At 74.2% G+C, this 25,939-nt stretch carries 21 protein-coding genes; 3 read left to right on the top strand and 18 right to left on the bottom strand.

Annotated features, from left to right (window positions below; genetic code table 11):
- Positions 1-53: 53 nt before the first annotated feature.
- The 12 genes from ACR807_RS02310 to mraZ form a co-directional block, all read right to left on the bottom strand.
- Entirely contained in the window at positions 54-800 is a 747-nt protein-coding gene (locus ACR807_RS02310; RefSeq protein ID WP_438919482.1) for a cell division protein FtsQ/DivIB, read from the bottom strand.
- Positions 797-2,194 carry a UDP-N-acetylmuramate--L-alanine ligase gene (gene murC, locus ACR807_RS02305; protein WP_438919481.1) on the bottom strand — a complete coding sequence of 466 codons (1,398 nt, stop codon included), beginning with the start codon at positions 2,192-2,194 and terminating at the stop codon, positions 797-799. The genes ACR807_RS02310 and murC overlap by 4 nt, the downstream gene beginning before the upstream one ends.
- The gene (murG, locus tag ACR807_RS02300) at positions 2,191-3,309 is read right to left on the bottom strand and encodes an undecaprenyldiphospho-muramoylpentapeptide beta-N-acetylglucosaminyltransferase (RefSeq protein WP_438919551.1); all 1,119 of its coding nucleotides are present in this window, start codon (positions 3,307-3,309) and stop codon (positions 2,191-2,193) included. Before murG ends, murC begins: the two co-directional genes overlap by 4 nt.
- A 106-nt stretch (positions 3,310-3,415) precedes the next feature.
- On the bottom strand, positions 3,416-4,858 hold the full coding sequence (gene ftsW, locus ACR807_RS02295; protein ID WP_438919480.1) for a putative lipid II flippase FtsW: 1,443 nt from the start codon (positions 4,856-4,858) through the stop codon (positions 3,416-3,418).
- An 84-nt stretch (positions 4,859-4,942) separates the two neighbouring features.
- On the bottom strand, positions 4,943-6,298 hold the full coding sequence (gene murD, locus ACR807_RS02290; protein WP_438919479.1) for a UDP-N-acetylmuramoyl-L-alanine--D-glutamate ligase: 1,356 nt from the start codon (positions 6,296-6,298) through the stop codon (positions 4,943-4,945).
- A gap of 4 nt (positions 6,299-6,302) precedes the next feature.
- A complete protein-coding gene (gene mraY, locus ACR807_RS02285) occupies positions 6,303-7,391 on the bottom strand; it encodes a phospho-N-acetylmuramoyl-pentapeptide-transferase (protein ID WP_438919478.1) in 1,089 nt (362 codons plus the stop codon).
- The gene (locus tag ACR807_RS02280; protein WP_438919477.1) at positions 7,388-8,845 is read right to left on the bottom strand and encodes a UDP-N-acetylmuramoyl-tripeptide--D-alanyl-D-alanine ligase; all 1,458 of its coding nucleotides are present in this window, start codon (positions 8,843-8,845) and stop codon (positions 7,388-7,390) included. The genes mraY and ACR807_RS02280 overlap by 4 nt, the downstream gene beginning before the upstream one ends.
- Positions 8,842-10,371 (bottom strand): UDP-N-acetylmuramoyl-L-alanyl-D-glutamate--2,6-diaminopimelate ligase, encoded by a 1,530-nt coding sequence (locus ACR807_RS02275; protein ID WP_438919476.1) that lies wholly within the window; start codon positions 10,369-10,371, stop codon positions 8,842-8,844. The genes ACR807_RS02280 and ACR807_RS02275 overlap by 4 nt, the downstream gene beginning before the upstream one ends.
- Before the next feature lie 135 nt (positions 10,372-10,506).
- Positions 10,507-12,417 carry a peptidoglycan D,D-transpeptidase FtsI family protein gene (locus ACR807_RS02270; protein ID WP_438919475.1) on the bottom strand — a complete coding sequence of 637 codons (1,911 nt, stop codon included), beginning with the start codon at positions 12,415-12,417 and terminating at the stop codon, positions 10,507-10,509.
- Positions 12,417-13,037, bottom strand: coding sequence for a cell division protein FtsL (gene ftsL, locus ACR807_RS02265; protein ID WP_438919474.1), 621 nt, complete (start codon positions 13,035-13,037; stop codon positions 12,417-12,419). Before ftsL ends, ACR807_RS02270 begins: the two co-directional genes overlap by 1 nt.
- The gene (gene rsmH, locus ACR807_RS02260; RefSeq protein ID WP_438919473.1) at positions 13,034-13,984 is read right to left on the bottom strand and encodes a 16S rRNA (cytosine(1402)-N(4))-methyltransferase RsmH; all 951 of its coding nucleotides are present in this window, start codon (positions 13,982-13,984) and stop codon (positions 13,034-13,036) included. The genes ftsL and rsmH overlap by 4 nt, the downstream gene beginning before the upstream one ends.
- Positions 13,985-14,142: 158 nt before the next feature.
- Complete coding sequence (gene mraZ, locus ACR807_RS02255) at positions 14,143-14,574, bottom strand: division/cell wall cluster transcriptional repressor MraZ (RefSeq protein ID WP_438919472.1); 432 nt, start codon at positions 14,572-14,574, stop codon at positions 14,143-14,145.
- A gap of 462 nt (positions 14,575-15,036) precedes the next feature.
- Here mraZ and ACR807_RS02250 point away from each other — a divergent pair, with 462 nt between their 5' ends.
- Genes ACR807_RS02250 through ACR807_RS02240 form a run of 3 tightly spaced genes read left to right on the top strand, consistent with a single transcriptional unit; the run spans position 15,037 to position 19,846 of the window.
- A complete protein-coding gene (locus tag ACR807_RS02250) occupies positions 15,037-16,146 on the top strand; it encodes an AAA family ATPase (protein ID WP_438919471.1) in 1,110 nt (369 codons plus the stop codon).
- 1 nt (position 16,147) lies between these two features.
- On the top strand, positions 16,148-17,413 hold the full coding sequence (locus tag ACR807_RS02245; RefSeq protein WP_438919470.1) for a DUF58 domain-containing protein: 1,266 nt from the start codon (positions 16,148-16,150) through the stop codon (positions 17,411-17,413).
- Entirely contained in the window at positions 17,414-19,846 is a 2,433-nt protein-coding gene (locus ACR807_RS02240; protein ID WP_438919469.1) for a transglutaminase TgpA family protein, read from the top strand.
- A 304-nt stretch (positions 19,847-20,150) separates the two neighbouring features.
- On the opposite strand, the gene ACR807_RS02235 is transcribed toward ACR807_RS02240, so the two are convergent.
- The 6 genes from ACR807_RS02235 to ACR807_RS02210 form a co-directional block, all read right to left on the bottom strand.
- Positions 20,151-20,534: an SCO2097 family morphological protein gene (locus tag ACR807_RS02235; protein WP_438919468.1), complete on the bottom strand. Its 384-nt coding sequence runs from the start codon at positions 20,532-20,534 to the stop codon at positions 20,151-20,153.
- A 508-nt stretch (positions 20,535-21,042) separates the two neighbouring features.
- Positions 21,043-22,152 (bottom strand): hypothetical protein, encoded by a 1,110-nt coding sequence (locus ACR807_RS02230; RefSeq protein ID WP_438919467.1) that lies wholly within the window; start codon positions 22,150-22,152, stop codon positions 21,043-21,045.
- A 169-nt stretch (positions 22,153-22,321) separates the two neighbouring features.
- Positions 22,322-22,591 carry a hypothetical protein gene (locus ACR807_RS02225; RefSeq protein ID WP_438919466.1) on the bottom strand — a complete coding sequence of 90 codons (270 nt, stop codon included), beginning with the start codon at positions 22,589-22,591 and terminating at the stop codon, positions 22,322-22,324.
- 83 nt (positions 22,592-22,674) lie between these two features.
- The gene (locus ACR807_RS02220; RefSeq protein ID WP_438919465.1) at positions 22,675-23,358 is read right to left on the bottom strand and encodes a Crp/Fnr family transcriptional regulator; all 684 of its coding nucleotides are present in this window, start codon (positions 23,356-23,358) and stop codon (positions 22,675-22,677) included.
- 61 nt (positions 23,359-23,419) lie between these two features.
- Positions 23,420-24,697 (bottom strand): DNA polymerase IV, encoded by a 1,278-nt coding sequence (locus tag ACR807_RS02215; protein ID WP_438919464.1) that lies wholly within the window; start codon positions 24,695-24,697, stop codon positions 23,420-23,422.
- A 412-nt stretch (positions 24,698-25,109) separates the two neighbouring features.
- Positions 25,110-25,694 (bottom strand): sigma-70 family RNA polymerase sigma factor, encoded by a 585-nt coding sequence (locus ACR807_RS02210; RefSeq protein ID WP_438919550.1) that lies wholly within the window; start codon positions 25,692-25,694, stop codon positions 25,110-25,112.
- Positions 25,695-25,939 lie beyond the last annotated feature (245 nt).

The following is a 25,939-nucleotide window of genomic DNA, read 5'->3' as shown; positions in this document are numbered from 1 at the left end:
GCCCCTGACGAACGGGTTTCCCGCCGCCAAACCCGTTCCGGGTGTGGGGGTTTTCACTCGTCGTCGCCACTCACGGTGGGCAGTTCCGGGCTGGAGACGTCGAACACCGTGCCGCTGCGGGTCAGCAGGACCTCCAGCACGGCGGCCTTGCGCGGGGTGTCGTCCGGCGAGCCCCAGCGGACCTCGCGCCCGGCGGGGAGGGTGAGCCGGACGTCGGCGGGCGACCCGGCCACGACGGTCAGCACCTCCCGGCGCAACCCTTCGGGGAGCTGCGTGAGCACGCTCACCGCGGCGGTCACCGCGGCCGGCTGCGCGGCGGTCAGCTCGGGCAGGCCCACGGGCGGCTGCGCCACGACGGCGTAGTCGCGCCCGGTCGCGTCGACCAGGTGCGCGCCGTCCTCGGCCCTCAGCACCGCGACCGGCTCGCGCTCGTCGACGGTGAGCCGCACGGTCGACGGCAGCACGCGCTCGACCGTGACGCCGGCGACCCGGGACAGCCGGTGCACGCGGTCGGCGACGGCGCGGGTGTCCAGCTGCACGAGCGGCGTGCCCTCGTCGATCGCGGCGACCTCGCGGACCTGCGCCTCCGTGAGGTCCACCACACCGGCGACCTCGACCTGGCGGACGCCCAGCGCGGGCGTGAACCAGACCGTCACGACCAGTGCCGTGACGACGACCAGCACGAGGACCGCGACCAGCCGCCTGCGCAGCACCGTGCGCCGGGACGGGCCGCGCGACGGGCGTCGCCGCGCGGCGGCTGCGGTGCTGGCCGGGCGACGACGCGCCGTCCGCGTGCTCACGGGCGGTCCAGTTCCCCGACGATCTCCGGGCCGAGCATCGTCACGTCGCCCGCACCCATGGTGACGACGAGGTCACCGTCCGACACGAGGCCCTTCACGAGCGCGGGCACCCGGTCGAACGACGGCTCGTAGTGCACCTTCGCCGCGTCCAGCGGCACCTTCCCGGCCACCAGCGCGCCGGTGACGCCCGGTTCCGGGTCCTCGCGCGCGCCGTAGACGTCGAGCACGACGACCTCGTCGGCCAGGCCCAGCGCGGCGCCGAACTCGTCGGCGAACAGCCGGGTCCGCGAGTACAGGTGCGGCTGGAACACCACGACCAGCCTGCCCTCCCCCGCCACCGGGCGGGCGGCGGTGAGCTGCGCGGCCACCTCGGTGGGGTGGTGGGCGTAGTCGTCGTAGACCCGCACGCCGCCCGCGACGCCCTTGAACTCGAAGCGGCGGCGCACCCCGCCGAACGCGGCCAGGCCCTCCAGCACGCCGGCGCGGTCCGCGCCCAGCTCCAGCGCGGCGACCAGCGCGGCCACCGCGTTGCCGGCCATGTGCTCGCCGGGGACGGCGACGCGCACGTCCACGACCTCGCCGTCCAGTTCGACGCGCGCCAGGCCGCCGTTGCCCTCGGGCCGGTGGTCGACCAGGCGCGCCGAACCGGGCCCGGTGGCCGTGCGGCCGTACGAGCGGACCCGGATGCCGAGCTTCGCGGCCCGTTCGGCCAGCGCCGCCGAACCCGGGTCGTCCGCGCACGCGACGAGCACGCCGTCGGGCTGGACGCGCTCCAGGAACGAGTCGAACACCGCCGTGTACGCCTCGACGGTGCCGTGGTGGTCGAGGTGGTCGGCCTCGACGTTGGTCACCACCGCGACCGACGGCGCGAAGTGCAGGAACGACCCGTCGCTCTCGTCGGCCTCGGCGACGAACACGCCGCCGGAGCCCTGGTGGGCGTTCGCGCCCGACTCGTTCAGGTCGCCGCCGATGGCGAACGACGGGTCCATCCGGCAGTGCTGGAGGGCCACCGTGAGCATCGACGTGGTCGACGTCTTGCCGTGCGTGCCGGCGACGCAGGCGACGCGGTGGTCGTCCATGAGCGCGGCCAGCGCCTCGGCGCGCCGCAGCACGGTGACGCCGCGTTCGCGGGCGGCGACCAGCTCGGGGTTGTCCGCGCGGATCGCGGTGGACACCACGACCGCCGTGGGGCCGCCGTCGAGCTGGTCGAGGTTCGCGCCGTCGTGGCCGACCGCGACCGCCGCGCCCTGCGCGCGCAGCGCGAGCACGGTGCGCGAGTCCTTGGCGTCCGATCCGGAGACCTGCGCGCCGCGGGCGAGCAGGATGCGCGCGATGCCGCTCATGCCGGCACCGCCGATGCCGACTAGGTGGACCCGGTCCAGGACGTCGCTCACTTCTTGACCACTTCCAGGACGATGCGGGCCAGCACCTCGTCGGCCTCGCGGTGACCGGTGCTCAGGGTGGCGGTGGTCATCGCGGCCAGCCGGTTGCGATCGGCGACCAGCGGCACCACGTTCCGGGCGACCCACTCGGGGGTGAGCTGCTCGTCGGGGACGAGCAGGCCGCCGCCCACCGCGACGACCGGGTCCGCGTTGAGCGCCTGCTCGCCGTTGCCGTGCGGCAGGGGCACGAACACCGCGGGCAGGCCCACGGCGGACACCTCGGCCACCGTCATCGCGCCCGAGCGGCACAGCACCGCGTCGGCCGCCGCGTAGGCGAGGTCCATCCGCTCCAGGTACGGCACCGGCACGTACGGCGGCGCGCCGGGCACCGACTGCACGGCGACGGTGTTCTTCGGGCCGTGCGCGTGCAGCACGCCGATGCCGGCCTGCGCGAACGCGGGCGCGGCGGCGGAGACGGCGTTGTTGATCGACCGCGCACCCTGCGAGCCGCCGAACACCAGCAGCACCGGCGCGGTCGGGTGCAGCCCGAAGTGGGCGCGGGCCTGCTGCCGCAGCGCGGCCCGGTTCAGCGAGGTGATCGAGTGGCGCAGCGGGATGCCGATGACCTCGGCGTCGGTCAGGCCGGAGTCGGGCACGGCCGCGGCGACGCGCTCGGCGAACTTCGCGCCCACCTTGTTCGCCAGGCCGGCCTTCGCGTTGGCCTCGTGCACCACGATCGGCACGCGGCCGCGGGCGGCGAGGTAGGCGGGCAGGGCCACGTAGCCGCCGAAGCCGACCACCACGTCCGCCCGCACCCGCTCCAGGACTTCCCGGGTGTGCTTGACCGCGCCGCGCACCCGCAGGGGGAGCTTGAGCAGGTCGGGGGTGGGCTTGCGGGGCATCGGCACCGGCGGGATCAGCTCCAGCGGGTAGCCGCGGGCGGGCACGAGCCTGCTCTCCAGGCCGCGCTCCGTGCCGAGCGCCACCACGCGCGCGTCGGGCCGCAGCCGCATGACGGCGTCGGCCAGGGCCAGTGCGGGCTCGATGTGCCCGGCGGTGCCGCCGCCGGCGACCACCACGCACGGTCCGTTGGGGACAAGCCGATCGCCGGACAGGGGGACCTCCAGGGTGCGGGAAAGCTCGTCGAGTCGACGGGGCGAGCCTAGCAACGGCCTCGCCGGGCACCGGGCGGAACCACACCGCCGCACCCCTCGGGCGGCCGGGCGGGGCGGGTCAGCGGCCGTCGCGGCGGCGGGAGCGGACGTCGCGGTCCTGGGTCACCCGGCGGGTCTCGCGGCGGCGGTACTCGGACGGCGGGGCGTGCCGGCCGGCCATCCGCCTCTCGTCGACCGGCGGCGGGGCGGCCTTGCGGCCCCTGGGCGGCGTGGAGGGGCGCGACGGGCGGCGCTTGGGCGGCGGCTTGTACGCCTCGGGGGCGGGGAGCTTCAGCGCGCCGCCGACCCGGCCCGGCCCCAGCGAGCGCAGCGCCGACACGGCTTCCGGCTCGTGCCGGGCGCAGCTGGCCAGGATGCCGAACACCACCATCGTGGTGACCACCGACGTGCCGCCGGAGGAGATCATCGGCAGCGTGATGCCGGTGACCGGGAGCAGCTGCACGACGTAGCCGATGTTGATGGCGGCCTGCGCGACCAGCCACACCGTGAGGGTGGCCGAGACCATCCTGATCCACGGGTCGGTGTTGCGGGCGGCGATGCGCAGGCCGACCACCGCGAGCAGGGCGAACAGGCCCAGCACCAGCAGGCAGCCGATGAAGCCCAGCTCCTCGCCGATGACCGCGAAGATGAAGTCCGAGTGCACGTTCGGCAAATAGCGCCACTTGGAGCTGCCGTTGGTCAGTCCCTTGCCGAAGAACCCGCCCTCGGCCAGCGCGTACAGCGCCTGGAGGGCCTGCAGGCCCGCGCCCTGCGGGTCGGCCTCGGGGTTGAGGAAGGTCTGCACGCGGGCCAGCCGGTAGGACGCGCCGATCGCCAGCACGACCGCGCTGGTCACCGCGGCGACGGCGATGATGCCGAACAGCCGCATGGGCGCGCCGACGAACCAGAGCAGGCTCATCAGCACCACGCCGAGCGTGATCGTGCCGCCGAGGTCGGGTTGCAGCATCACGAGGGCGAACACGACCAGCGCCACCGGCACGACCGGCACCAGCAGGTGCCGGTACTGGTCGAGCAGCGCGCGCTTGGTGACCAGCACGTGCGCGCCCCACAGCGCCAGCGCCAGCTTCGCCGGCTCGATGGGCTGGAACGACACGGGACCGACCGTGAACCACGACTGCGCGCCGCCCGCGACCGTCCCGAGTGGAGTGAGGACGAGGCTCAGCATGATCACGCAGACGAGCATCGCCATCGTGCTGCCGTGCCGGAACCTGCGCAGCGGGATGCGCAGCACGACGAGGAACGCCACCGCGCCCACGCCCACGTACAGCAGCTGCTTCTTGAACACGCTGTACGCCGACGCGCCCTCGGCCACCTCGCCCGGCGCGGACGCCGAGAGCACCATGATCAGGCCGAGCGCGGTCAGCATGCCGAAGATCGCGAGCAGCAGGTGGAAGTCCGCCAGCGGCCGGCCCAGCCACGCGGTCAACGACGTGCGCGACGGTCGCCGCGGGCGTCGTGGTCGGGCCGCGCGCGCGGCGGGTCGCTGTTCCACCGCAGTCATGCCCCCATGGTCTCCCGCGGGTGCGGAGAAAACATGAACATCCACCGCGTGTCGCGTGAGGAGCCGGTGGCGCGCGGCGGGCGCTCAGCCCCCGACCAGCGCCCGCACGGCTTCGGCGAACGCCTGGCCCCGGTGGGCGTAGTCGCTGAACATGTCCATCGACGCGGCGGCCGGGGCGAGCACCACGGCGTCGCCGGGCCGCGCCATCGACCGGGCCGCGCGCACGGCGTCCTCCATGGTCGCGTCGTCCAGCACGGCCACCGGCACGGCGGGCGCGTGCCTGGTCAGCGCGGTGGCGATGACCTCGCGGTCCGCGCCGATCAGCACGGCCCCGCGCATCCGGTGCGCCTCGGCGCGCACGAGGTCGTCCACCGACGCGCCCTTGAGCAGCCCGCCCGCCACCCACACGACGCTCGCGTGCGACCGCAGCGACGCCGCCGCCGCGTGCGGGTTGGTGGCCTTCGAGTCGTCCACGTAGAGCACGCCGCCGGCGGAGGCGACGACGACCGCCCGGTGCGCGCCCGGCCGGAACGCCCGCAGCCCCGCCGCGACCGCCTCGGCCGGCACGCCGTGCGCGCGGGCCAGCGCGGCGGCGGCCAGCGCGTCGGCCACCCCCGGCGGACCGGCCGGTCGCACGTCGGCGACCGGCAGCAGCACCGCGTCCGGGCCGAACGCCCGGTCCACCAGCGCGCCGTCGCGCACGCCGAGCTGCCCCTCCCCGGGCTCGGAGAGGGTGAAGCCGACGCGCGCGCGGGCGGGCGCGTCGGTCAGCAGCCCGGCGACCACCGGGTCGTCCACGCCGCCGATCGCCACGTCGCCGGTCAGCACCCCGGCCTTCGCCGCCGCGTACGCGTCGAACGTGCCGTGCCAGTCGAGGTGGTCCTCGGCCAGGTTCAGCAGCACCCCGGCGAACGGCCGCACCGACGGCGACCAGTGCAGCTGGAAGCTCGACAGCTCCACCGCCAGCACCCGGTGCCCGGCCAGCAGCGCGTCCACGACGGGCAGGCCGACGTTGCCGCAGGCCACCGCGTCGATGCCGGCCGCGCGCAGGATCGACTCCAGCATCCCCACGGTGGTGGTCTTGCCGTTGGTGCCGGTCACCGCGAGCCACGTCGGCGGGTCGGCCAGCTCCGCGCCCATCCGCCAGGCCAGCTCGACCTCGCCGATCACCTCGACGCCCGCCGACCGCGCCGCGACCAGCAGCGGGCTGTCGGGGCGCCACCCCGGGCTGGTCACGACCAGGTCGGTGCCGGGCGGCGGCGCGACCAGGCCGGGCACCAGCTCCACGCCGGGCAGCAGCTGCTCCAGCGCGGCCAGCCGGTCGGCGGAGCCGTCGGTCACGGTGACCTCGGCGTCCGCCGCCAGCAGCGCCTCGGCCGCGGAGCGACCGGTCACGCCCGCGCCGGCGACCAGGACGTGGCGTCCCGCGAGGAAACCCACGGCGTCAGCTCTCCACCGCGGTGAGCCACTCGCTGTAGAACAGGCCGAGCCCGAGCATGCAGCACATGCCCGCGAGCAGCCAGAACCGGATGATCACCGTGGTTTCCGCCCACCCGGCGAGTTCGAAGTGGTGGTGGAACGGCGCCATCCGGAACAGGCGTCGCCGCGACGTGCGGAACACGGCGACCTGGAGCACCACCGACAGCGCCTCGACCACGAACAGGCCGCCGATGACGACCATGAGCAGCTCGGTGCGGGTCGTGATGGACAGACCGGCGACCAGGCCGCCGAGCGCGAGCGAGCCGGTGTCGCCCATGAAGATCTTGGCGGGCGCGGCGTTCCACCACAGGAAGCCGATGCAGCCGGCCATCGCGGCGGCGGCGACGAGCGCCAGGTCCAGCGGGTCGCGCACGTCGTAGCAGCCGGCGACGAGCAGGTTGGAGCAGTTGTAGCGGAACTGCCAGAAGCTGATGACCACGTAGGTGCCGAGCACCATCGCGGACGTGCCGCCGGCCAGGCCGTCGAGGCCGTCGGTCAGGTTCACCGCGTTCGACCACGCGGAGATCGCCGCGTAGCAGAACACCACGAAGCCGACGACGCCGAACGACACCACGCTGATGTCGCGCACGAAGGACAGGTTGACCGACGCGGGCGTCCAGCCGTCCTTGTTCGGGAACTGCACGACCAGGACGGCGAAGATGATCGTGGCGACGAACTGGCCGACCAGCTTCGCGGTCTTGTTCAGGCCGAGGTTGCGCTGCTTGCGGATCTTGATGAAGTCGTCGAGGAAGCCGACGACGCCGAGCGAGGTCGTCAGCATCAGCACGAGCAGGCCGGACGCGCTGGGCGTCTGGTCCTGCGCGGAGGCCGACATCGAGTTCACCAGGTGCGACCCGAGGTAGCCCGCCCACATCGCCACCAGGATCGCGACGCCGCCCATGGTGGGCGTGCCGCGCTTGGTCTTGTGGCTCTGCGGGCCCTCTTCGCGGATCTCCTGGCCGAAGCCCTGCCGCGAGAAGATCTTGATCAGGTACGGCGTCAGCATGATCGACGTGATCAGCGCGATGGCCGCCGCGATCAGGATGCTCTTCACTTGCTGCCCGCCTCCAGGAGAGCCTCGGCAACCCGCCACAGGCCGTATGAATTGGATGCCTTCACCAGCACGACGTCACCCGGTCGCACCTCGTCGCTCAGCAGCTGGACCGCCGCGGCGACGTCCGGCACCAGAACCGCTTCTTCGCCCCATGATCCTTCCAGGTGCGCTCCCTGGTGCATCGCGCGGGCGTCCTGCCCGACGACGACCAGCTTGTTGATGTCCAGGCGGACCACGAGCCTGCCGATCTCGTCGTGCGCGCGGACCGAGTCCGCGCCGAGCTCCGCCATCGGGCCGAGCACCGCCCAGCTGCGGCGGGGCGGGGTGGCGGACCGCGAGATGGTGGCCAGCGACTTCAGCGCCGCCTTCACCGACTCGGGGTTGGCGTTGTACGCGTCGTTGACGACGGTCACACCGTCAGGACGTTCGGCGACCGCCATGCGGTGCGCCGACACCCGCTCGGCCTTGCCGAGGGCGTCCGCGACCTGCTGCGGCGTCGCGCCGAACTCCAGCGCGACGGCGGCGGCGGTGAGCGCGTTGCCGACCTGGTGCGGGCCGTGCACGGCGAGCCGCACGCGCGCCTCGCCCTGCGGCGCGACCAGCGTGAAGCCGGCGCGGGCCTGCTCGTCCAGCTCGACGTCGACCGCCCGGACGTGCGCGTCGGGGCGTTCGCCGACCAGCACGACGCGGGCCCGCGTGCGCGGCGCCATGCCCGCGACCAGCGGGTCGTCGGCGTTGAGCACGGCCACGCCGTCGGCGGGCAGCGCCTCGACCAGCTCGCCCTTGGCCTGGGCGATGCCCTGCTTGGAGCCGAACTCGCCGACGTGCGCGCTGCCCACGTTGAGCACCGCGCCCACGCGCGGCGGCGCGACCTCGCACAGCTCGGCGATGTGCCCCTTGCCGCGGGCGGACAGCTCCAGCACCAGGAACCGGGTGGTCGCGGTGGCGCGCAGGGCGGTCCACGGGTGGCCCAGCTCGTTGTTGAACGACCCGGGCGGCGCGATGGTCTCGCCGAGCGGCGCGAGGACCTGCGCGATGAGGTCCTTGGTGGAGGTCTTGCCCGACGAGCCGGTCACGCCGACCACGGTGAGGTCCGGCAGCCGGTCGACGACGTGCCGGGCCAGCTTGGCCAGCGCGGCCAGCACCGCCGCGCCCGCGCCGTCGACGTCACCGGACAGCACGTACGCGTTGCCGGTCTTGACCAGCGGCGGGACCACCACGGACGGCGCGTCGACCGGGCGGCCGGCGAGCACCGCCACCGCGCCCGCCCCGATCGCCCGCGCGGCGAAGTCGTGGCCGTCGACGCGTTCGCCGGGCAGGGCCAGGAACAGGTCGCCGGCGGCGACCTTCCGGGTGTCGAACTCGACACCGCCGGTGACGACCTCGTCGCCGGTGGCGTGGTGGACCTCGCCGCCGACGACCTCGGCGATCTCGGCCAGGGTCAGGGGGATCACCGCGCGGCTCCTCGGATGGCGTCGGCCAGGGTTTCGACGTCGGAGAACGGGTGCACGACACCCGCGACCTCCTGGCCGGTCTCGTGGCCCTTGCCGGCCACGACGACGACGTCACCGGCACGGGCCTCGCCCACGGCGTGCGCGATGGCCAGGCGGCGGTCGCCGATCTCCACGACCTCGCCGCGCTCGGCGTCCGGCACCGCCAGGGCGCCGCGCAGCATCGCGGCCCGGATCTCGGCCGGGTCCTCGGTGCGCGGGTTGTCGTCGGTCACGACCAGCACGTCGCTGCGCCGGGCCGCCTCCTCGCCCATGAGCGGGCGCTTGGCGGTGTCCCGGTCGCCGCCGCAGCCCAGGACGGTGATGATCCGGCCGGTCGCCCGCGCCCGCACCGCGTCCAGCGCGAGCGCGACGGCGGCGGGCTTGTGGGAGTAGTCGACGACGGCGGTGAAGTCCTGCCCCTCGTCGACGCGCTGCATCCGGCCCGGCACCTCGACGTCGCGCAGGCCCGCGCGGATGGCCCCGTGGTCGATGCCCCGGGCGTGCAGGCAGCCGATCGCGAGCAGGGCGTTGGCCACGTTGAACTCGCCGGGCAGGCGCAGCTCCACGTCGATCGACGCCCCGTCGGGGCCGTGCGCGGTGAAGCTCTGCTCGCCGGTGGCGCTGACGGTGACACCGCTGGCCGTCCACACCGCGTCGCGGGTGGTCGCCACGGTGACCGTGCCCGGCTTGACCAGCCGCGGGCCCCAGTCGCCGTCGACGCAGACGACCTCCGTGCGGGCCCGGCCGTCGAACAGCTCGGCCTTCGTCCGGAAGTAGTCCTCCATGTCCGGGTGGAAGTCCAGGTGGTCCTGCGACAGGTTGGTGAACGCGCCGACCGCGAACCCGACGCCGCCGACCCGGCCCAGGCGCAGGGCGTGGCTGGAGACCTCCATCGCCACGTCCGTGGTGCCGCGCTCGTGCATCACGGCCAGCAGCGCCTGGAGGTCGGGCGCCTCGGGCGTGGTGAGCGCGCTGTCGAGCCGTTCGCCGGCGATGCGCGTCTCCACCGTGCCGATCAGGCCGGTGGCCCGGCCGGCCGCCTTCAGCGCGGACTCGACCATGTAGGTGGTGGTGGTCTTGCCGGACGTGCCGGTCACGCCCCACACGGCCACCCGCGCGGACGGGTTGCCGTAGACGCGGGCGGCGAGCGCGCCGAGCACGGCGCGCGGCTCCGGGTGCACCAGCACCGGCACGCCGCGGACCTTGGCGGCGCCCTCGGCGTCGGTCAGCACGGCCACCGCCCCGGCCTCGACGGCCCGGTCGGCGAAGTCGGCGCCGTGCACGCGGGTGCCCGGCAGGGCGGCGAACAGGTCGCCGGGCCGCACGTGCTGGGCGCGCAACGTCACCCCGCTCACCAGGACGTGGGCCCGGTCGGGTGCGGTCAGGTGCGCGTCGACGGTCGTGGCGAGCTCCGACACGGGAACGGGCTGGGTGCGGGAAGGGCGAGGCGGGGCGGTCGCGACCTTGCCCTCGAGCTTGGCAGGCACGCGCGGAAGGCTACCGGCGCACGCAGAGTGGTCATGCGGCACGTCCACCGCGGACGTGCCCGAAACCGGTTCCGGCACGTGATCCGCGGTGATCGCGCCGCGTTCGTCGCGTTCGCCCGGCCGGCCGACGAGGCGTTACGGCTTGAGGATCAGCGGCACGACGGGGCTCTGCTCCGCCGACATCGGCACCTGGTAGCGCTGCGCCAGGTAGGACGCGACGTCGTGGAACAGCGGCGCGGCGGACTGCACGCCCCGGGTCGGGTTGTCCAGCACGATCCCGATGACGTAGCGCGGGTTGTCGGCCGGGAAGATGCCCGCGAACGTGATCCAGTACTGGCTCTGCGAGTAGCAGTCGCACTTCGGGTCGACCTGCTGCGCCGTGCCCGTCTTGCCGGTGACCTGGTAGCCGGGCAGCGCCGCGGACGTCCCCGTGCCGCTCTGGTCGGGGTCGCTCGTGGACTTCTGCACGACCGCGCGGAACATGTCGCGGACCGTCTTCGCGGTCTCCGGCGACACCACCCGCACGCCCTCCGGGGCCTGCGCCTCCTTGCGGGCGCCGTCCGCGGAGACCTGGGCGCGGATGATGCGCGGCGGGACGCGCACGCCGTCGTTCGCGATGGCCTGGTACATGCCGGTCATCTGGAGCAGGGTCATGCTCAGGCCCTGGCCGATGGGCAGGTTGCCGAACGTCGAGCCCGACCACTGGTTGCGCGGCGGCACGTACCCCGCCTCCTCGCCGGGCAGGCCGGACTGGGTGCGCTTGCCGAGGCCGAACTTGGTGAGCATGTCGGCGTACCGGTCCTCGCCGATCGCCTGCGCCGCCATCAGCGTGCCGACGTTGGACGACTTGGCGAACACGCCGGTGAACGTCATGTCCTGGAGGGGGTGGTGGACGGCGTCCTTGATGACCCGGTCGGCGACGGCGATGCTGCTGTCGACCTGGAGGACGCTGTCCGGCTGGTAGAGGCCGTCCTCGACGGCCGTGGCGGCGGTGACGACCTTGTTCACCGAACCGGGCTCGAACACGGAGGACACGGCGGCGTTGCGCACCTGGTCCTCGGTGGCCTTGCCCAGCTGGTTCGGGTCGAACGTCTTGTCGTTGGCCATCGCCAGGATCTCGCCCGAGCGCGCGTCGAGCACCACGGCGGACCCGCCGCGGGCGGCCGTGTCCGCGGTGTAGTCGGTGACCATGCGCTGGAGCGCGTACTGCGTGTCGATGTCGAGCGTCAGCTCCAGGCTCTTGCCCGGGGTGGCGGCGGCCAGCTCGCGGGAGCGGCCCGGCCCGGGGATGACCACGTCGTCGTTGCCCTGCATGGTGTCGACGACGCGCCGCCCCTTGTTGCCGGCCAGCAGGTTGTCCTCGGAGATCTCCAGGCCCAGCAGGCCGTGCGTGGCGGGCGGGTCCTCGTTCTTGCGCCAGTTCGCCGCGCCGATGATGTTCGCCGCCAGCTCGCCGTTCGGGTAGACGCGCACCGCCCGGTACTCCGAGCCGATGTTGAAGTACTTCTCGGTGATGACGGCGGCCTTGCCCGGGTCGACGTTGTCGACCAGCTCGACGTAGGTGGTGTCCTGGGAGAGCTTGGCCAGCACGGTGTCCCGGTCGGTCCGCTGGCCGTTGACCTCCTTGCCGAGCGTCTGCTCGACGAACGCCGCGATGTCGGCGATGCGGTCCTCGAAGCTGCCGATGTCCGGGTCGCGCTCCTGCGCCTTGGCCCACTCCTTGCGCATCAGCTGCGGCACGGCGTACAGGGCGCGCGCCTCCACGCTGAACGCGAGCTGGTTGCCGTTGCGGTCCAGGATGGAGCCCCGCGCCGCGGGGATGTCGATGGGCGTGGCGCGCTGCTGCTCGGCCTGCGCGGACAGCGCCTCGGCCTGGAAGCCCTGCACCTGCACCAGCTTGATCCCGGCGGCCAGCAGGGCGCCCACGAGCAGCAGCCGCCCCACCGCCAGGCGGACCCGGCTGTTGCCGCCGCGTCGCCGCTTGGGGGCGGAGCCCCGGACCGACAACGGGCGACGGGCGGGCCTGCCCCGGCTGGGCCCCGGCATCACTGACCTCCTGGTACCGACTGTCCTTCGGGCGGTTGCGCCCCCTGCTCCTGCGCGGGGGGCGGCGCGGCGGGCGGCGCCGCGCTCTGGGTCGTCGTCTGCGGGGGCGGGGGCGGCTGCACGGCGGATGGCTTGCCGTACACCTCGACCGTCCCGTCGGGCAGCTGCCGCAACCGGGCCGGGTCGCCCGCCGGGAGCAGCCCGAGCTTCTCGGCGGCGGCGGCCAGCTCCAGCGGCGACTCGGCGAGCGCCACCTCCTGCCGCAGCTGCTCGACCTGCCGGGCGAGCCTGGTCTCCTCGGCCCGCGCGTCCTGGAGGCGGTAGGAGTCCGCGGTGGCCTGCGTCGACAGCCACATGATCGCGGCGATGCCCACGCCGAGCACCACCATGACCATCACGACGAACGGCGCCTTGGGCGCCACGACGGGTTGCCGCGTCACGGCCGGGCCGCGCCTGGGCGACGTCCGCTGCGCGCGCCGCGCGTAGGCCCGCTCCGCGGCGGGCGACCTGCGGCGCTCCGCCGGGACGGACCGCAGGGCGCGCTCGCGCGGGTTCGCCCCCGTGCCCGACCGGGGCTTGGGCGTCGGCACGCCGCCGCCGGTCCGTGCCGGTGCGGTCATGTCGCCTCCCTGATGCGTTCCGCGGCCCGCAGCCTCACCGACGCGGCCCTGGGGTTGTCCTCGATCTCCTGCTCGTTGGCCTGCTCGGCGCCGCGCGTCACCAACCGCAGCTCGGGGCTGTGGCCGGGCAGCTCGACCGGCAGGTCCAGCGGTGTCGTGGAGGCGGCCAGCTCGGCGAACGCGCGCTTGACCATGCGGTCCTCCAGGGACTGGTAGGACTCCACGACGATCCGGCCGCCGACCGCCAGCACCGACAGCGCCGCGGGCAGGGCCGCGCGCAGCGACTCCAGCTCCTGGTTGACCTCGATCCGCAGCGCCTGGAACGTGCGCTTGGCCGGGTGCCCGCCGGTGCGCCGCGTCGCCGCGGGCACCACGTCGTAGAGCAGCCGGACCAGCCGGCCGCTGGTGGTGAACGGCTCGCGCGCCCGTTCCCGCACGACCGCGCCGGCGATCTTGCGGGCGAACCGCTCCTCGCCGTAGTCGCGCAGCACGCGGGTCAGCTCGCCGGCGGGGTACTCGTTGAGCACGTCGGCCGCCGTCGGCCCCGAGCCCGCGCTCATCCGCATGTCCAGCGGCGCGTCCCTGGAGTAGGCGAACCCGCGCTCCTCGGCGTCGAGCTGCAGGGACGAGACGCCGAGGTCCATCAGGACGCCCTGCACCTTCACGCCGTCGACCGCCTCGACGATGTCGTCGTAGGTGGTCTGCACGAAGGAGACGCGGTCGCCGAACGGCGCGAGCCGCTCCTTCGACAGCGCGATGGCCTGCGGGTCGCGGTCCAGCCCGATCAGCCGCACGTTCGGGTGCGCCCGGAGCACCGCCTCGGAGTGCCCGCCCAGGCCGAGCGTGCAGTCGACGAACACGGCGTCGTCCCGGTCGGCCAGCGCGGGGGCCAGCAGGCCGAGGACGCGATCGAGCAGCACCGGCACGTGCCGCGCCTGCTCCACCACGACCCCTCCCTGGATGGTCCCCCCTCGTGCAACGGAAAAATTCGGGTGTCGTCAGGTCCCCGCCCGCCCGTCGGACCTGGCGCCGGGGAAGGTGCGCCAGGGCCGAAAGCCGAGCGGACCGAGGCCTCACGGCACCCGAAACCTCGAATCACGGCCGATCAGAACAGACCGGGGAACACCTCCTCGCGGGCTTGCGCGTACCGCTCCTCGTGCTCGTCCATGTAGCGCTGCCACGCCGTCGCGTCCCAGATCTCCAGCCGGGTGATCGCGCCGATGACCACGCACTCCTTGGTCAACCCCGCGTACCGGCGCAGTTCCGGGGCGATGAGCACCCGGCCCTGGCCGTCCGGCCGCTGCTCGTCGGTGCCGGCGAACAGGTAGCGCTGGTAGGCGCGGACCGCCTCGTTCGTGAACGGGGCCTCCGCGACCTTGCGCGCCATCTGCTCGAACTCGGCCCGCGGGAACACGTAGAGGCAGTGGTCCTGGCCCTTGGTGACCATGAGACCCCCCGCTAGCGCGTCCCGGAACTTCGCAGGCAGCGTGATCCGACCCTTGTCGTCCAACCTCGGGTTGTGCGTGCCCAGGAACACTGCGCACCCACCTCCCGGGGCCGGATGTCGAACTGACGACCGGCAGTGGGGCCCCCGTCTGCCCCACCGGCCGCCACAGTACCCCACTTTTCCCCACAGTCAACGCTGAAACGGGGGGAGGCGACCCCTCCCCCGGAACGTTTGCGCAGGTAGAGGCGATATGACCAGTGGGGCGGGCGGTGGGGGAAGCGCGCCGTCACCACCTCGCCGGGTGAGCTGAACAGGGCCGAACTTCACCCGAACGGCTCAACAAAATCGGGCAAAACCGGTTCAGCCGGCACCGAGGTGGGGAATCGTGGTGGGCGGGCCTGGACCGGTGGGGCACGCGGGCCGTGGAAACCGGCCGCGCGAGAATGTTCAATCGGTGTGGGGCGCTTCGCCCTGGTTTGACACACTGCGTGAAACGCTCACCGCCACCGCGAACCGGTCGCGGGAGGGCCGCGCCCTGCTCCAGGAGGTCGAGTGACTCCGAGTACCCAGCCAGCCGCGCCCGAGCACCCCTACGGTGCCGGCGGCCCCGCGGTGAACCACGTGGACCAGACGGTGCCGGTGAACGGCTCGCCCCGGCTGGACGAGGTGCTGGGCGAGCTGCACACCGTGGTCGGCCGGATCGCCGCGAACGTCGAGAAGGTCATCGTCGGCAAGCCGGACGTGGTGCGCGTCGCCCTGGTCACCCTGCTGGCCGAGGGGCACCTGCTGGTCGAGGACGTGCCGGGCGTCGGCAAGACGTCGCTGGCCAAGGCGCTGGCCCGGTCGATCGACTGCACGGTCAGCCGCATCCAGTTCACGCCCGACCTGCTGCCCAGCGACATCACCGGTGTGTCGATCTACAACCGGCAGGACAACGACTTCGAGTTCCGCCCCGGCCCGGTGTTCGCGAACATCGTGGTGGGCGACGAGATCAACCGCGCCTCGCCGAAGACGCAGTCCGCGCTGCTGGAGTGCATGGAGGAGCACCAGGTCACCGTCGACGGGCAGACCTACCCGCTCGGCGCGCCGTTCATGGTGATCGCCACGCAGAACCCGATCGAGATGGAGGGCACCTACGCCCTGCCCGAGGCGCAGCGCGACCGCTTCACCGCGCGCGTGTCGATCGGCTACCCCGACCCGCAGGCCGAGCTGGCCATGGTCGACGAGCACGCGGGCCACGACCCGATGTCCGACCTGCGGCCGGTGTCGGACTCCGCGCAGGTGCTCAGGCTGATCCAGGCCGTGCGGCGGGTGCACCTGTCGACCGAGATCCGGCGCTACGCCGTCGAGCTGGTCGGCGCCACCCGGCGGCTGCCCGAGCTGCGGCTGGGCGCGTCGCCGCGCTCGACGCTCCAGCTGGTGCGGTCGGCGCGGGCGCAGGCGGCGCTGGCCGGTCGCGACTTCGTGGTCCCCGACGACGTCCACGCGGTGGCCGTGCCGGTGCTCGCGCACCGCCTGGTGCTGACCGCGGAGGCGCAGGCGGCCCGGCGGTCCTCGGCCGACCTGGTGCGCGGCCTGCTCCAGCGGGTACCGGTGCCGCAGGCCGCGCTCGACCCGACCGGCCAGTTCCTGCACAACACCAACCCGAACCACCACCGCTGACATGCGGGGAGCGCTGTCCGGCCTGACCACCCGCGGCCGGTGCCTGCTGGCGGCCGGGTTCGCCGCGGGCCTGTGCGCGGTCGTGCTGAACGAGCGCGACCTGCTCCGCGTCGCGGCGTTCGTGGTGGCGCTGCCGCTGCTCGCCGCCCTGCTGGCGCAGCGGGCGCGGGTGGGCCTGCACGCGGACCGCGTGCTGCACCCGAGCCGGGTCCAGGTGGGGTCGCCGACCGACGTGCGGGTGGAGCTGCGCAGCGCGGGCCGGCTGCCGACCGGCGGGCTGCTGCTGGAAGATGCGGTGCCCTACGCGCTCGGCGCCCGCCCGCGGTTCGTGGTGGAGCGGCTGCCGCGCAACACGGTGACCGTGCTGCGCTACCCGCTCAAGCCGGTGATGCGCGGCGTCCAGCAGGTCGGACCGCTGCTGGCGCGGATCACCGACCCGTTCGGGCTGGCCGAGTTCGACCGCGAGATGGCGGGCCGCAGCAGGCTCGTCGTCGTGCCGCGGGTGGTGCAGCTGACCGGGCTGCCGAGCGGGTCGGGCATGGGCTCCGGCGACGACGGCTCGATCCGGCTGCGCGCCGGGCAGGGCGAGGACGACGCCGTGGTCCGCCCGTACCGGCACGGCGACGACCTGCGCAAGGTGCACTGGCGCTCGACGGCGCGGCGCGACGAGCTGATGGTGCGCGTCGAGGAGCGGCCGTGGCGCGGCGGCACGACCGTGCTGCTGGACCACCGGCTGGCGGGGCACCGGGGCAGCGGTCCCGGCGCGAGCCTGGAGTGGGCGGTGTCGTTCGCCGCGTCGATCTCGCTGCACCTGCACCGCTACGGCCACCAGGTGCGCCTGGTCGGCGACGACGGCCGGGTGCTGGCGGGCGGACCGGGCGGCGGCGGGTACAGCGACGCGGTGGCGCTCGACGCGCTGGCCGCGTTGCAGCCCTCCCACCGGCGCGAACCCGCCGTGGGCGTCGACCCGGGCGCGGGTCAGGAGGTCATCGCGATCCTCGGCGGCTGCACGCCCGCCGTCGTCGACGCGCTGGTGCGCAACCGCCCGCGCGGGACGCGCAGCCTCGCCGTGGTGCTGGACGTGCGGGCCTGGGCGTCCGCGTCGGAGGACCCGGCGCCGGACCCCGCCGACGCGCGGGAGCTGTTGAGCGGTGCGGGGTGGGGCGTGGTCGTGGCGCGGCCGAACACGCCGATGGGGCAGGTCTGGCAGGAGCTGTGCCACAGCGCGGGGAACCGCGGCCCGGTGGTGCGCACGGAGGTGGGCTGAGTGACCGGCAGGACGGCTGCTCCGGCGGGCGGGAACTGGGTGGTGACCGCGACGCCCGCGGTCGCCGGGCTGGCGACGCTGTGCGCCGCGACCGCGTTGTCGAGCGTGCTCGACGGCGTGCTGTGGATGGTGCACCTGGCGGTCGCGATCGTCGTGGTGGCGGGCAGCGGCGTGCTGCTGCGCTCGTCCAGGCTGCCCGCGCCGCTGGTGGTGCTCGGGCAGGTGGTGGCGCTGCTGTGCCTGCTCGTGGCGCTCTACACGACCAGCGGCGTGCTGGTGTTCCTGCCGGGCCCCGAGTCGTTGCAGGACCTGGGCGCGGTGCTGGGCAACGCGATCGGCGAGGTGCAGACCGGCGTGCCGCCGGTGCCCGACAGCCAGAACATGCGCTGCCTGGTGATGGTGGCGATCGGCCTGGTGGCGGTCGTGGTGGACGCCCTCGCGGTCGGCGCGGCGGCCCCCGCGGCGTCCGGCCTGGTGCTGCTGTGCGTGTTCGCGGTGCCCGCGTCGCTGGCCGACGAGATGCTGCCGCTGTGGACGTTCGTGTTCGGCGCGGCGGCGTTCGCGCTGCTGCTGGCCGTGGACGGGCAGCACCGGCACGAGGCGTGGCGCGGCAGGCTGCCGGGGGCCGGGCAGAGCGGTTCGGGCCCGGCGGCGACCGCGGTGGCGGGCATGGCTGTGGTGATCGCGCTGCTCGCCGGCGGCAGCCTGACGCTGGTCGGCACCGTGGGGCGGCTGCCCGGCACGGGCGACGAGCTCGGCGGCGGCTCCGGCGGGCTCGGCATCGACCCGATCACCGAGCTGCGCGGCATGCTCAACCAGGGCCAGAGCCGCGAGATGTTCCGGGTGCGCGACCTGCCCGAGTCGGCCTACCTGCGCGCGATGACGCTGCCGCAGTACGTGCCCGACAAGGGCTGGACCGGCGGCGGCGACCTGTCGGGCGGCGTGCCCGCCCGCGGCGACCTGCCGCCCCAGCCGGGCGACCCGCGCGACGGCGAGGTCGTGGAGGTCAAGATCGAGCCGGTCACCTGGCTCGACTACTGGCTGCCGGTGTACGGCCGGCCGAGGTCGATGCCCGACGTCGACGAGGCGTACCAGTACGACGCGGGGCGCGGCATGGTCTACGCGACGCGGGCCCGCAAGTCCGGGACGTACACGCTGCGCACGGTGCTGGACACGCCGTCCGCCGACACGCTGCGCAGGGCGACCGGCCCCGTCGACGTCGACCCCGCGTACCTGGAGGCGCCGGGCGTGGAGGACCGGGTCGTCCGGCTGGCGCGCGACATCGTGGCCGGCGAGGACAACCAGTTCGACCGGGCGAGCGCGCTGTACCGGTACTTCACCGACGGCACGCAGGGCTTCACGTACACCACGGAGACCACGAACGACATGAGCGCGGGCGCGCTCGAGGACTTCGTGCTCAACGGCAAGAAGGGCTTCTGCGAGCAGTACGCGTCGGCGATGGCGATCATGGCCAGGTCCGTCGGCATCCCGGCCCGGGTGGCCCTCGGCTTCACCGCCGGGTACCCGACCGGCGACTTCCAGACGATCACCTCGCAGGACGCCCACGCGTGGGTGGAGGTCTACTTCCCCGGCCACGGGTGGATGACCTTCGACCCGACGCCCCTCTCCGACGGCCGCGGCGTGGCCCCGCCGTACATCTCGGGCAACGAGGCCGACGACGAGGAGGACGGCTCCAGCGCCGCCGCCGCCACGACCACCACCACGACCACCGCGCCGGACGCCTCGGCGTCGGCCTCGGCCGCGCCGGACGCGCAGGGCCAGGACGGGACGTCGCAGACGGCCGCCCCGACGCCCGCGTGGCACCTGATCACCCTGGCCGCGGCGGTCGCGACCGCGCTGCTGCTGCTGGGGCTGCTCGTCTTCGGCGGTGTGTGGCTGACCAGGACGACCAGGCTGCGCCCGGCCTTGCTGGCCGCGTCGGCGGTGCTGTGGGCGATCGCGGTGGCCCTGGTCCTGGCGCTGGTCAGCTGGTGGCTGGCCGCGCTGGTGATCGTGGTGGCGCTCGTGGTGGCACCGGCCCTGGTGCGCGCCTGGCGCCGCCGCGAACGGCTCCGCGCCGTCGCCGGCCTGGGCCCGGGCGCGGCGGGCGCGGCGTGGCAGGAGCTGGTCGCCGAGTCCGTGGACCGGGGCACCCGCGTGCCGAGCACGGAGACGATCCGGGTCGCCGCCCGCCGGTTGGCGAAGGCGCACAACCTGGACGACCAGGGCCGCGACGGCCTGCGCACGGTGGTGGGCGCGGTGGAGCGCGCCTGGTACAGCACGCACCAGGAGGCGGACCCGGCCCTGCCCAAGGCGGTGGACGACGTCCGGGCGAGCCTCGGCCGCAACGCGCCCCTGGCCCTGAGGGCCAAGGTCCTCCCCCGCTCGGTGCTCCAGCCGAAGCCGCCCGCGGAGAGCGACCCCGACGACTGAAGACCGGGCGGTCGAGAGCCGGGCGGTCGAGAGCCGGGCGGCTGAAGGTCGGGCCGCTCGGCCTCACCCCGGCCCTGCCCCTCACCTCGACCGCCCGGACCGGACCAGGTCAGGTCAGGTCCGGGCGGTCGAACCCGCCGTCACACCGGTCCCGGCCTTTCCCGGTCTTTCCCGGTTTTCGCCCGGACGTGCGCGAAGTGCCGGTTTTCCGGGCAGGCGCGAATACTGCGGAAACCCGCACGGCCCGCCCCCTGGTGCTCGGGGCGGGCCGTGCGGACGTGTTCAATCGGGGCTGTTACGCGGACTACTCGTCCTCGAAACGGCGACGGAAGCGTTCTTCCATCTTTTGGGAGAACGAGCTGCGGCTGGGCCGGCTTCCCTCCTTGCTGGGCTCCTCGGCAGCCTGGTCACCACGACGGAGTGTCGTCACGGTGAGCAGTACGCCGAAGAACATCAACAGGAAGCCGACCACGCTCACCACCGGGATACCAGCGAGCTTCGGCAACATCACACCTGTCACCAGCAGAGCCACACCCACGGCGAACAGCGCGATGCCTTGGATGCGACGCCGTCGGGACGGCTTGCGCAGCTTGGCGCCGCGCACGGTGGATGCGAACTTCGGGTCCTCGGCGTAGAGCGCGCGCTCGATCTGGTCGAGCAGTCGCTGCTCGTGCTCGGAGAGTGGCATGGCTCCTCCTCCGGCACAGCGGTCGCGGGCGCCGGGTAATCACGGTTGCCGCCGGTCCCGGCGGACGCCCCGCCCTGGGGGCGTCACAACCAGGATACGATTCGGGAGGCTTGGCGACTACCCAGTCCGTGCCCCTAAGCGGTTCGTTCGGTCACCATCATCCTCACGGGTCAACGGTCAGACCTTCGTGAGGTGGCGCACGACCACCCCTTGGTCAACTGTCAAGCCCCTCCAGTCGGTTCTTCCAGCCGGTTCGCACACCGGCCGACACACCGCGTGACCAGCCAACTACGCGGACTTCGACGGCACTCGAACACGCGATGGCCGGCAGTGGACGGGTCGCACGCCGCACACCGCCCCGCCGGCACCGCCCACCACGAGGTGCCCGCCGCACGGACATCACACTTTCGAGTCGTCTGGCCCCGCACCGCCCGGCACGCCTGCCGAGCACACCCACCCGATGGGTGACGGCGGGCAGAAGTCGTAGTCGGGTGGCGGTCCCGGCGGCTCACACCGGCGAGAGCAGAGCGGTCGGCGGTGGGCAGCGGTCGGCGGTGCGGTCGGGCGCGGCGGTGAGATCGGGCGCGGGGGTGGAGCCGGGCGCCGCGGTGCGGTCGAGGACGGCGGTGGGGTCGGGCGCGGCGGTGGACGGGTGGGTGGTTCGGCGGGTGTGGGGGCGGGCGGCTCGGTGGTGGGTGGCTCGGTGGTGGGTGGCTCGGTGGTGGGCGGTGATCGGGGGCGTGGGGCGGCTCGTGGCGCGGGTCGCTGCGGTGAGCAGGGTCCTGGCCACTTCGGTCGGGGCGTGGCGCAGGTGGGCCGGGGAGGTGTGGACCACCACGGCACCCGTCGCGGCGAGGGCGGGGGCATGGGGGTTGCGGGTGGCGAACTGCCAGGCCAGGCCCAGGTCGTCCCACCAGGCGTCGGCCGTGCCCAGGGACCTGCCCGCCGCCGAGCGCAGCGGGACGCCCCACCTCGGTGGCGGCAGGGGCAACGTGGCCAGCAGCGCCTTCGCCCACGCCTGGGGCGCCGAGCGGACGCCCTCCGCCAGTTCGGCCAGGACCTGCTTGGCCGGGGCCGACGCCCTGGACAGGTGGGGGCGCAGGTCGTCGACCCCGACACCACCCCGGCGCAGCGCCCCGGTGAGGACCGCCCGGATGTCGTCGCGCGTCTCCAGGGTCCTGGCGGCGTCGGCCGCCGCCCTCGCCAGCGGCGCGGTGAGGAACCCCCTGCGCAGGACCGGGTCCGGTGGGTGGCGGGTCCTCGTGGTGCGGACCCTGGTCGTCGGCTCCACCGGGCGCGTGGCCAGGACGTGGACCGGGCCGGTGGCCGGCAGGGCGCGCACGCCGTGCAGCTGGAGCGCGTCGAGGCCCGTGACGACGCTGCCGGGGCCGCAGTGGCGCAGGGCCGCCTGGACGAGCTGCGGGCGCGTCGGCGGGCTGCCCGACAGGAGCAGGACCCCCGGCAGCACGCGCTGCCACTCGCCCCCCGGGCGGCAGCGGCGGGACAGCTCCTCGGTGCCCAGGCCGAGGGACAGCAGGTCGGTGGCGGTCGCGACGCGGTGCGGGAAGAGGGCGGCCAGGGCGTCGACGGCGATCGTGGTGCGGGTCGTGGTGTGCATGGGTCCACGATCGCCCCCGTCGACGGGTGGGTCGAGGAGGTGATCGCGAACTGTGGACAACTCCCGGGCCTGTGGACAACTCCGGGTAAATGAGGCATTCCGCGGGCCCGACCGCCCGCGGAATGCCTCGGAGGACGGCGGCCGCCCCTCGTCGGCCACCGCGTGGTCTTCACAGCCGGACGAGGTCCTCGCGGATCTCCAGGTCCAGCTCCTTGCGCACCGCGCGGACGTCGCGCCACGAGTCGTGCACCGCGACCAGGGCGCCCGCGAGCACCAGGGCGACCGCGAGGGCGACGACACCGGCGCCGTCACCGGCGCTCTCGAACCTGGCCACGATCACGACGGCCGCCCACAGCTGGAGGGCGGTGAACACGAGCGTGCAGGCAAGCCGTTCGGTGAACCGGCGGCGGGACTTGGCGGGTTCCTCGGTGTGGTTCATGACTCCCCCTCCGACCAGGACTGATAGGTCATTTCTAGGGGGGTTCGCGACACTTCACCGCGTCAGGTGACGCACAACGGGTATCAGTTGGTGAAATCGTAGAGCCGGCTCACCCGGTGGATCTCGATCTTCCGCCGGCCCGTGCTGATGATGCCCTCCTCGCGCAACGCGCGCAGCACCCGCACGAGGGATTCCCGCGACGTGCCCGCGATGCTCGCCAGCTCCTCCTGGCTGAGCGCGACGGCACCCTGGTCGGCGATGCCGCGCCGCAGCGCCACGTCGATCAGCACGGCCGCGACGCGCTGGGTCGCCGTGCCGCTGATCTGCACGCGCTGCCGGTCGGTGTCGCGCTGCCGGGCGACGACCACGGTCAGCACCGTCCACGCGATGCGCGGGTACCGCTGGCACAGCGAGGCGAACCCGGTCGCCGACAGCACCAGCGCCCGCACCGCGCCCAGCGCCTCCACGGTCGCCGAGCGCGGCAGCCCGTCGACCGCCGAGCGCTCACCGACGATGTCGCCCGCGCCCCGCACGGCCAGCACCTTCTCCGCGCCGCCGGACGTGGTCGCGGTGACCCGCAGCAGGCCGCGCCTGACCACGAGCACGTGCCGCGTGACCTCGCCCTCGCGGTAGATCACCGTCCCGGTGGCGTAGTCGCGCTCCGTGCCCGTCGTGCCGAGCAGCTCGTGCTCGGACTCGCTGAGGAGACCCCAGAACCGCTCCACGGCTCCAGCGTGCACGGTGATCGTCCCGGCGGCGGTGATCACGCCCCCGAACCACCCGAACGGCCCGGTCCGGGGTCGGTGGCCCGCGGCGGCGCGGCCCCGGTCAGCGCTCGGGGCGGGGTTCGGTCTCCGCGGACCGGGTCGGCCCCTGGTCCAGCAGCGACGCCGGGCGCACCGCGGCCCGCCCGAAACGCGACCGCGCCTGGTCCGCCGCCTGCTCGGCCTCGCGCCACCCGCGCTCCGGCGCGTCGAACATCAGCTGCTCGCCGCCGTCGCCCTCCACGAGCTGCTCGACCCGCACGCCGATCAACCGCACCGCGCCCGGCGGCACCTGCTCGTCCAGCAGGGTCGACGCGGTCCGGTAGACCTCCTGCGCGACGTCCGTGGCGACGCGCAGCGTCCTGGACCGGGTGATCGTGGTGAAGTCGCTGAACCGCACCTTGATCGACACCGTCCGGCCGCGCAGCCCGCGCGAGCGCAGCGTCGCCGTCGACCGCTCGGACAGCCTCAGCAGCTCGCGCCGCAGCAGCTCGCGGTCGAAGTGGTCGACCTCGAACGTCTCCTCCGCGCCGATCGACTTCTCCCGGGACGACGCCACGACGGGCCGGTCGTCGTGGCCGCGCGCGAGCGCGTGCAGGTGCTCGGCCAGCGCCACGCCCAGCACCTTGCGCAGCCTCGGCAGCGGTGTCGCCGCCACGTCCGCCACGGTCTCCAGCCCCACCTGGTCGAGCTGCTCGGCGGTCCGCTTGCCCACGCCCCACAGCGCCGACACGGGCAGCGGGTGCAGGAACGACAGCACCTCCGTGCGCGGCACCACCATCAGCCCGTCCGGTTTGCACATCCCGGACGCGAGCTTGGCCAGGAACTTCGTCGGCGCGACACCCACCGAGCAGGTGACCCCGAACGCCTCCTCGACCTGCGCCCGGATGAGCTGCCCGACCGCCGCCGGGGTCGCCCGCATCCGCTTGAGCGCGCCGCTGACGTCGAGGAACGCCTCGTCCAGGCTCAGCGGCTCGACCAGCGGCGTGACGTCGCGGAAGATCGCCATCACCCCGCGCGAGACCTCCTGGTAGCGGGCGAAGTTCGGCGGCACGAACACCGCGTGCGGTGCGAGCCTGCGGGCGTGCGAGGTGGGCATGGCAGAGCGCACGCCGAACTCGCGCGCCAGGTAGTTGGCCGACGCGACGACGCCCCGGTTCGCCGTGCCGCCCACGACCACGGGCCGGTCCGCCAGCTCGGGCCGGTCGCGGATCTCGACCGAGGCGTAGAAGGCGTCCATGTCGACGTGCAGCATCGGGCAGCCGGTGTCGTCGGGCCACGCGTCGCCGCGCGCGAGGAAGCGGTCGACCAGACCGCGCGGCAGGTTGGCGCTGCGGCCCACGTTCCCCTCCCCCGAACCCCGAACACCCGTTCGACACCCTACGCCGGCGGTCGTCGGCGCCGCGGACGGCCGTGCCCGTCCCGACCCGGGGTGGAGCGGGTGCGCGTGGTCAGCGGCTCGGACCCGGTCCCCGCAGCCGCTCCAGCGTGAACAGGTCGTCGGTCGGGTCGACGGTCGCGCGCAGCCGCGCGCCGAGCCGCAGCTCCGGCACGCCACGGCGAGGGCGCGCAGCCCCAGCGACGTCCCGGTGCCGCCGATCGACGCCTGCCTGGCGGTGGACTCCCCTTCGGCGGTCATCCGAGCAGGTCAGCGAGGTGCCGCCGGACTTCCCGGGGCCGAAGCGGGCGGGCGCGGACCCGGCGGCGGCACCGGGGTCCGCCGCGCCGATCGCCGACGTCGTCGAGAGGTCGTGCTAGTCGTGACCGAGCGTCTTGCGTAACCGGGCCAGCGCGCGGTGCTGCGCCACCCGGACCGCCCCGGCCGTGGACCCGACCATCTCGGCGGTCTCCTCCGCGGACATGCCCATGACCACGCGCAGCACCAGGATCTCGCGCTGCCGCTCGGGCAGGACGTTCAGCAGCTCCCCCACCTTCGAGGACAGCTCGCCGTCCAGCGCGCGTTGCTCCGGCCCCGGCTCCTTGCCCGCGCCGTCCGGCAGGTCGGGCACCGACTCCGACCGGTTGCGCGCCGTCGCCCGGTGCGCGTCGGCGACCTTGTGCGCGGCGATGCCGTACACGAACGCCAGGAACGGCCTGCCCTGGTCCCGGTAGGACGGCAGCGCCTTGAGCACCGCCAGGCACACCTCCTGCGCCACGTCGTCCGCCGACGACTGCGACCGCTCCCCGCGGCCCACCCGCGCCCGGCAGTACTTCACGATCAACGGCCGGATCAGCGCGAGCAGCGCCTCCACCGCCCGCCGGTCACCCCGGATGGCGGGCTCGACCAGCGCGTCCGGCCCTCCCTCCGCCGACACCGCCGACACCTCCGCCGACGACATCGACACCGGCACCGGCACCGGGGACACCTCCGCCGGTCCGACCGCCGACGGACCCGAGGACACCGGCTCGTCCTCGTGCTGCGCGGACATCACCGACCTCCTCCCGAAGACGTGCGGCGCACCGCGACGTCCCGGTACCACTCCGAACCCGACCACCGCTGCTGCTTCCATCCCGAGCTCCTCGGCGTCCGTGCGCTGGACCACCCGTTGGGGCACATGTGAACGCGACGTCGATCCCTCACGTG

Source organism: Saccharothrix sabaoui, assembly GCF_051756985.1.
GTDB lineage: Bacteria > Actinomycetota > Actinomycetes > Mycobacteriales > Pseudonocardiaceae > Actinosynnema.
Note: the sequence above shows the minus strand (reverse complement) of the source record. Positions and strands in the feature narration are given on the sequence as shown.

Excerpts from the sequence above, each read along its gene's own strand:
- ftsW (WP_438919480.1), bottom strand. The coding sequence starts at position 4,858 with ATGACTGCGGTGGAACAGCGACCCGCCGCGCGCGCGGCCCGACCACGA.
- ACR807_RS02270 (WP_438919475.1), bottom strand. The coding sequence starts at position 12,417 with ATGCCGGGGCCCAGCCGGGGCAGGCCCGCCCGTCGCCCGTTGTCGGTC.
- ftsL (WP_438919474.1), bottom strand. The coding sequence starts at position 13,037 with ATGACCGCACCGGCACGGACCGGCGGCGGCGTGCCGACGCCCAAGCCC.
- ACR807_RS02245 (WP_438919470.1), top strand. The coding sequence starts at position 16,148 with ATGCGGGGAGCGCTGTCCGGCCTGACCACCCGCGGCCGGTGCCTGCTG.
- ACR807_RS02235 (WP_438919468.1), bottom strand. The coding sequence starts at position 20,534 with ATGCCACTCTCCGAGCACGAGCAGCGACTGCTCGACCAGATCGAGCGC.
- ACR807_RS02230 (WP_438919467.1), bottom strand. The coding sequence starts at position 22,152 with ATGCACACCACGACCCGCACCACGATCGCCGTCGACGCCCTGGCCGCC.
- ACR807_RS02225 (WP_438919466.1), bottom strand. The coding sequence starts at position 22,591 with ATGAACCACACCGAGGAACCCGCCAAGTCCCGCCGCCGGTTCACCGAA.
- ACR807_RS02210 (WP_438919550.1), bottom strand. The coding sequence starts at position 25,694 with ATGTCGTCGGCGGAGGTGTCGGCGGTGTCGGCGGAGGGAGGGCCGGAC.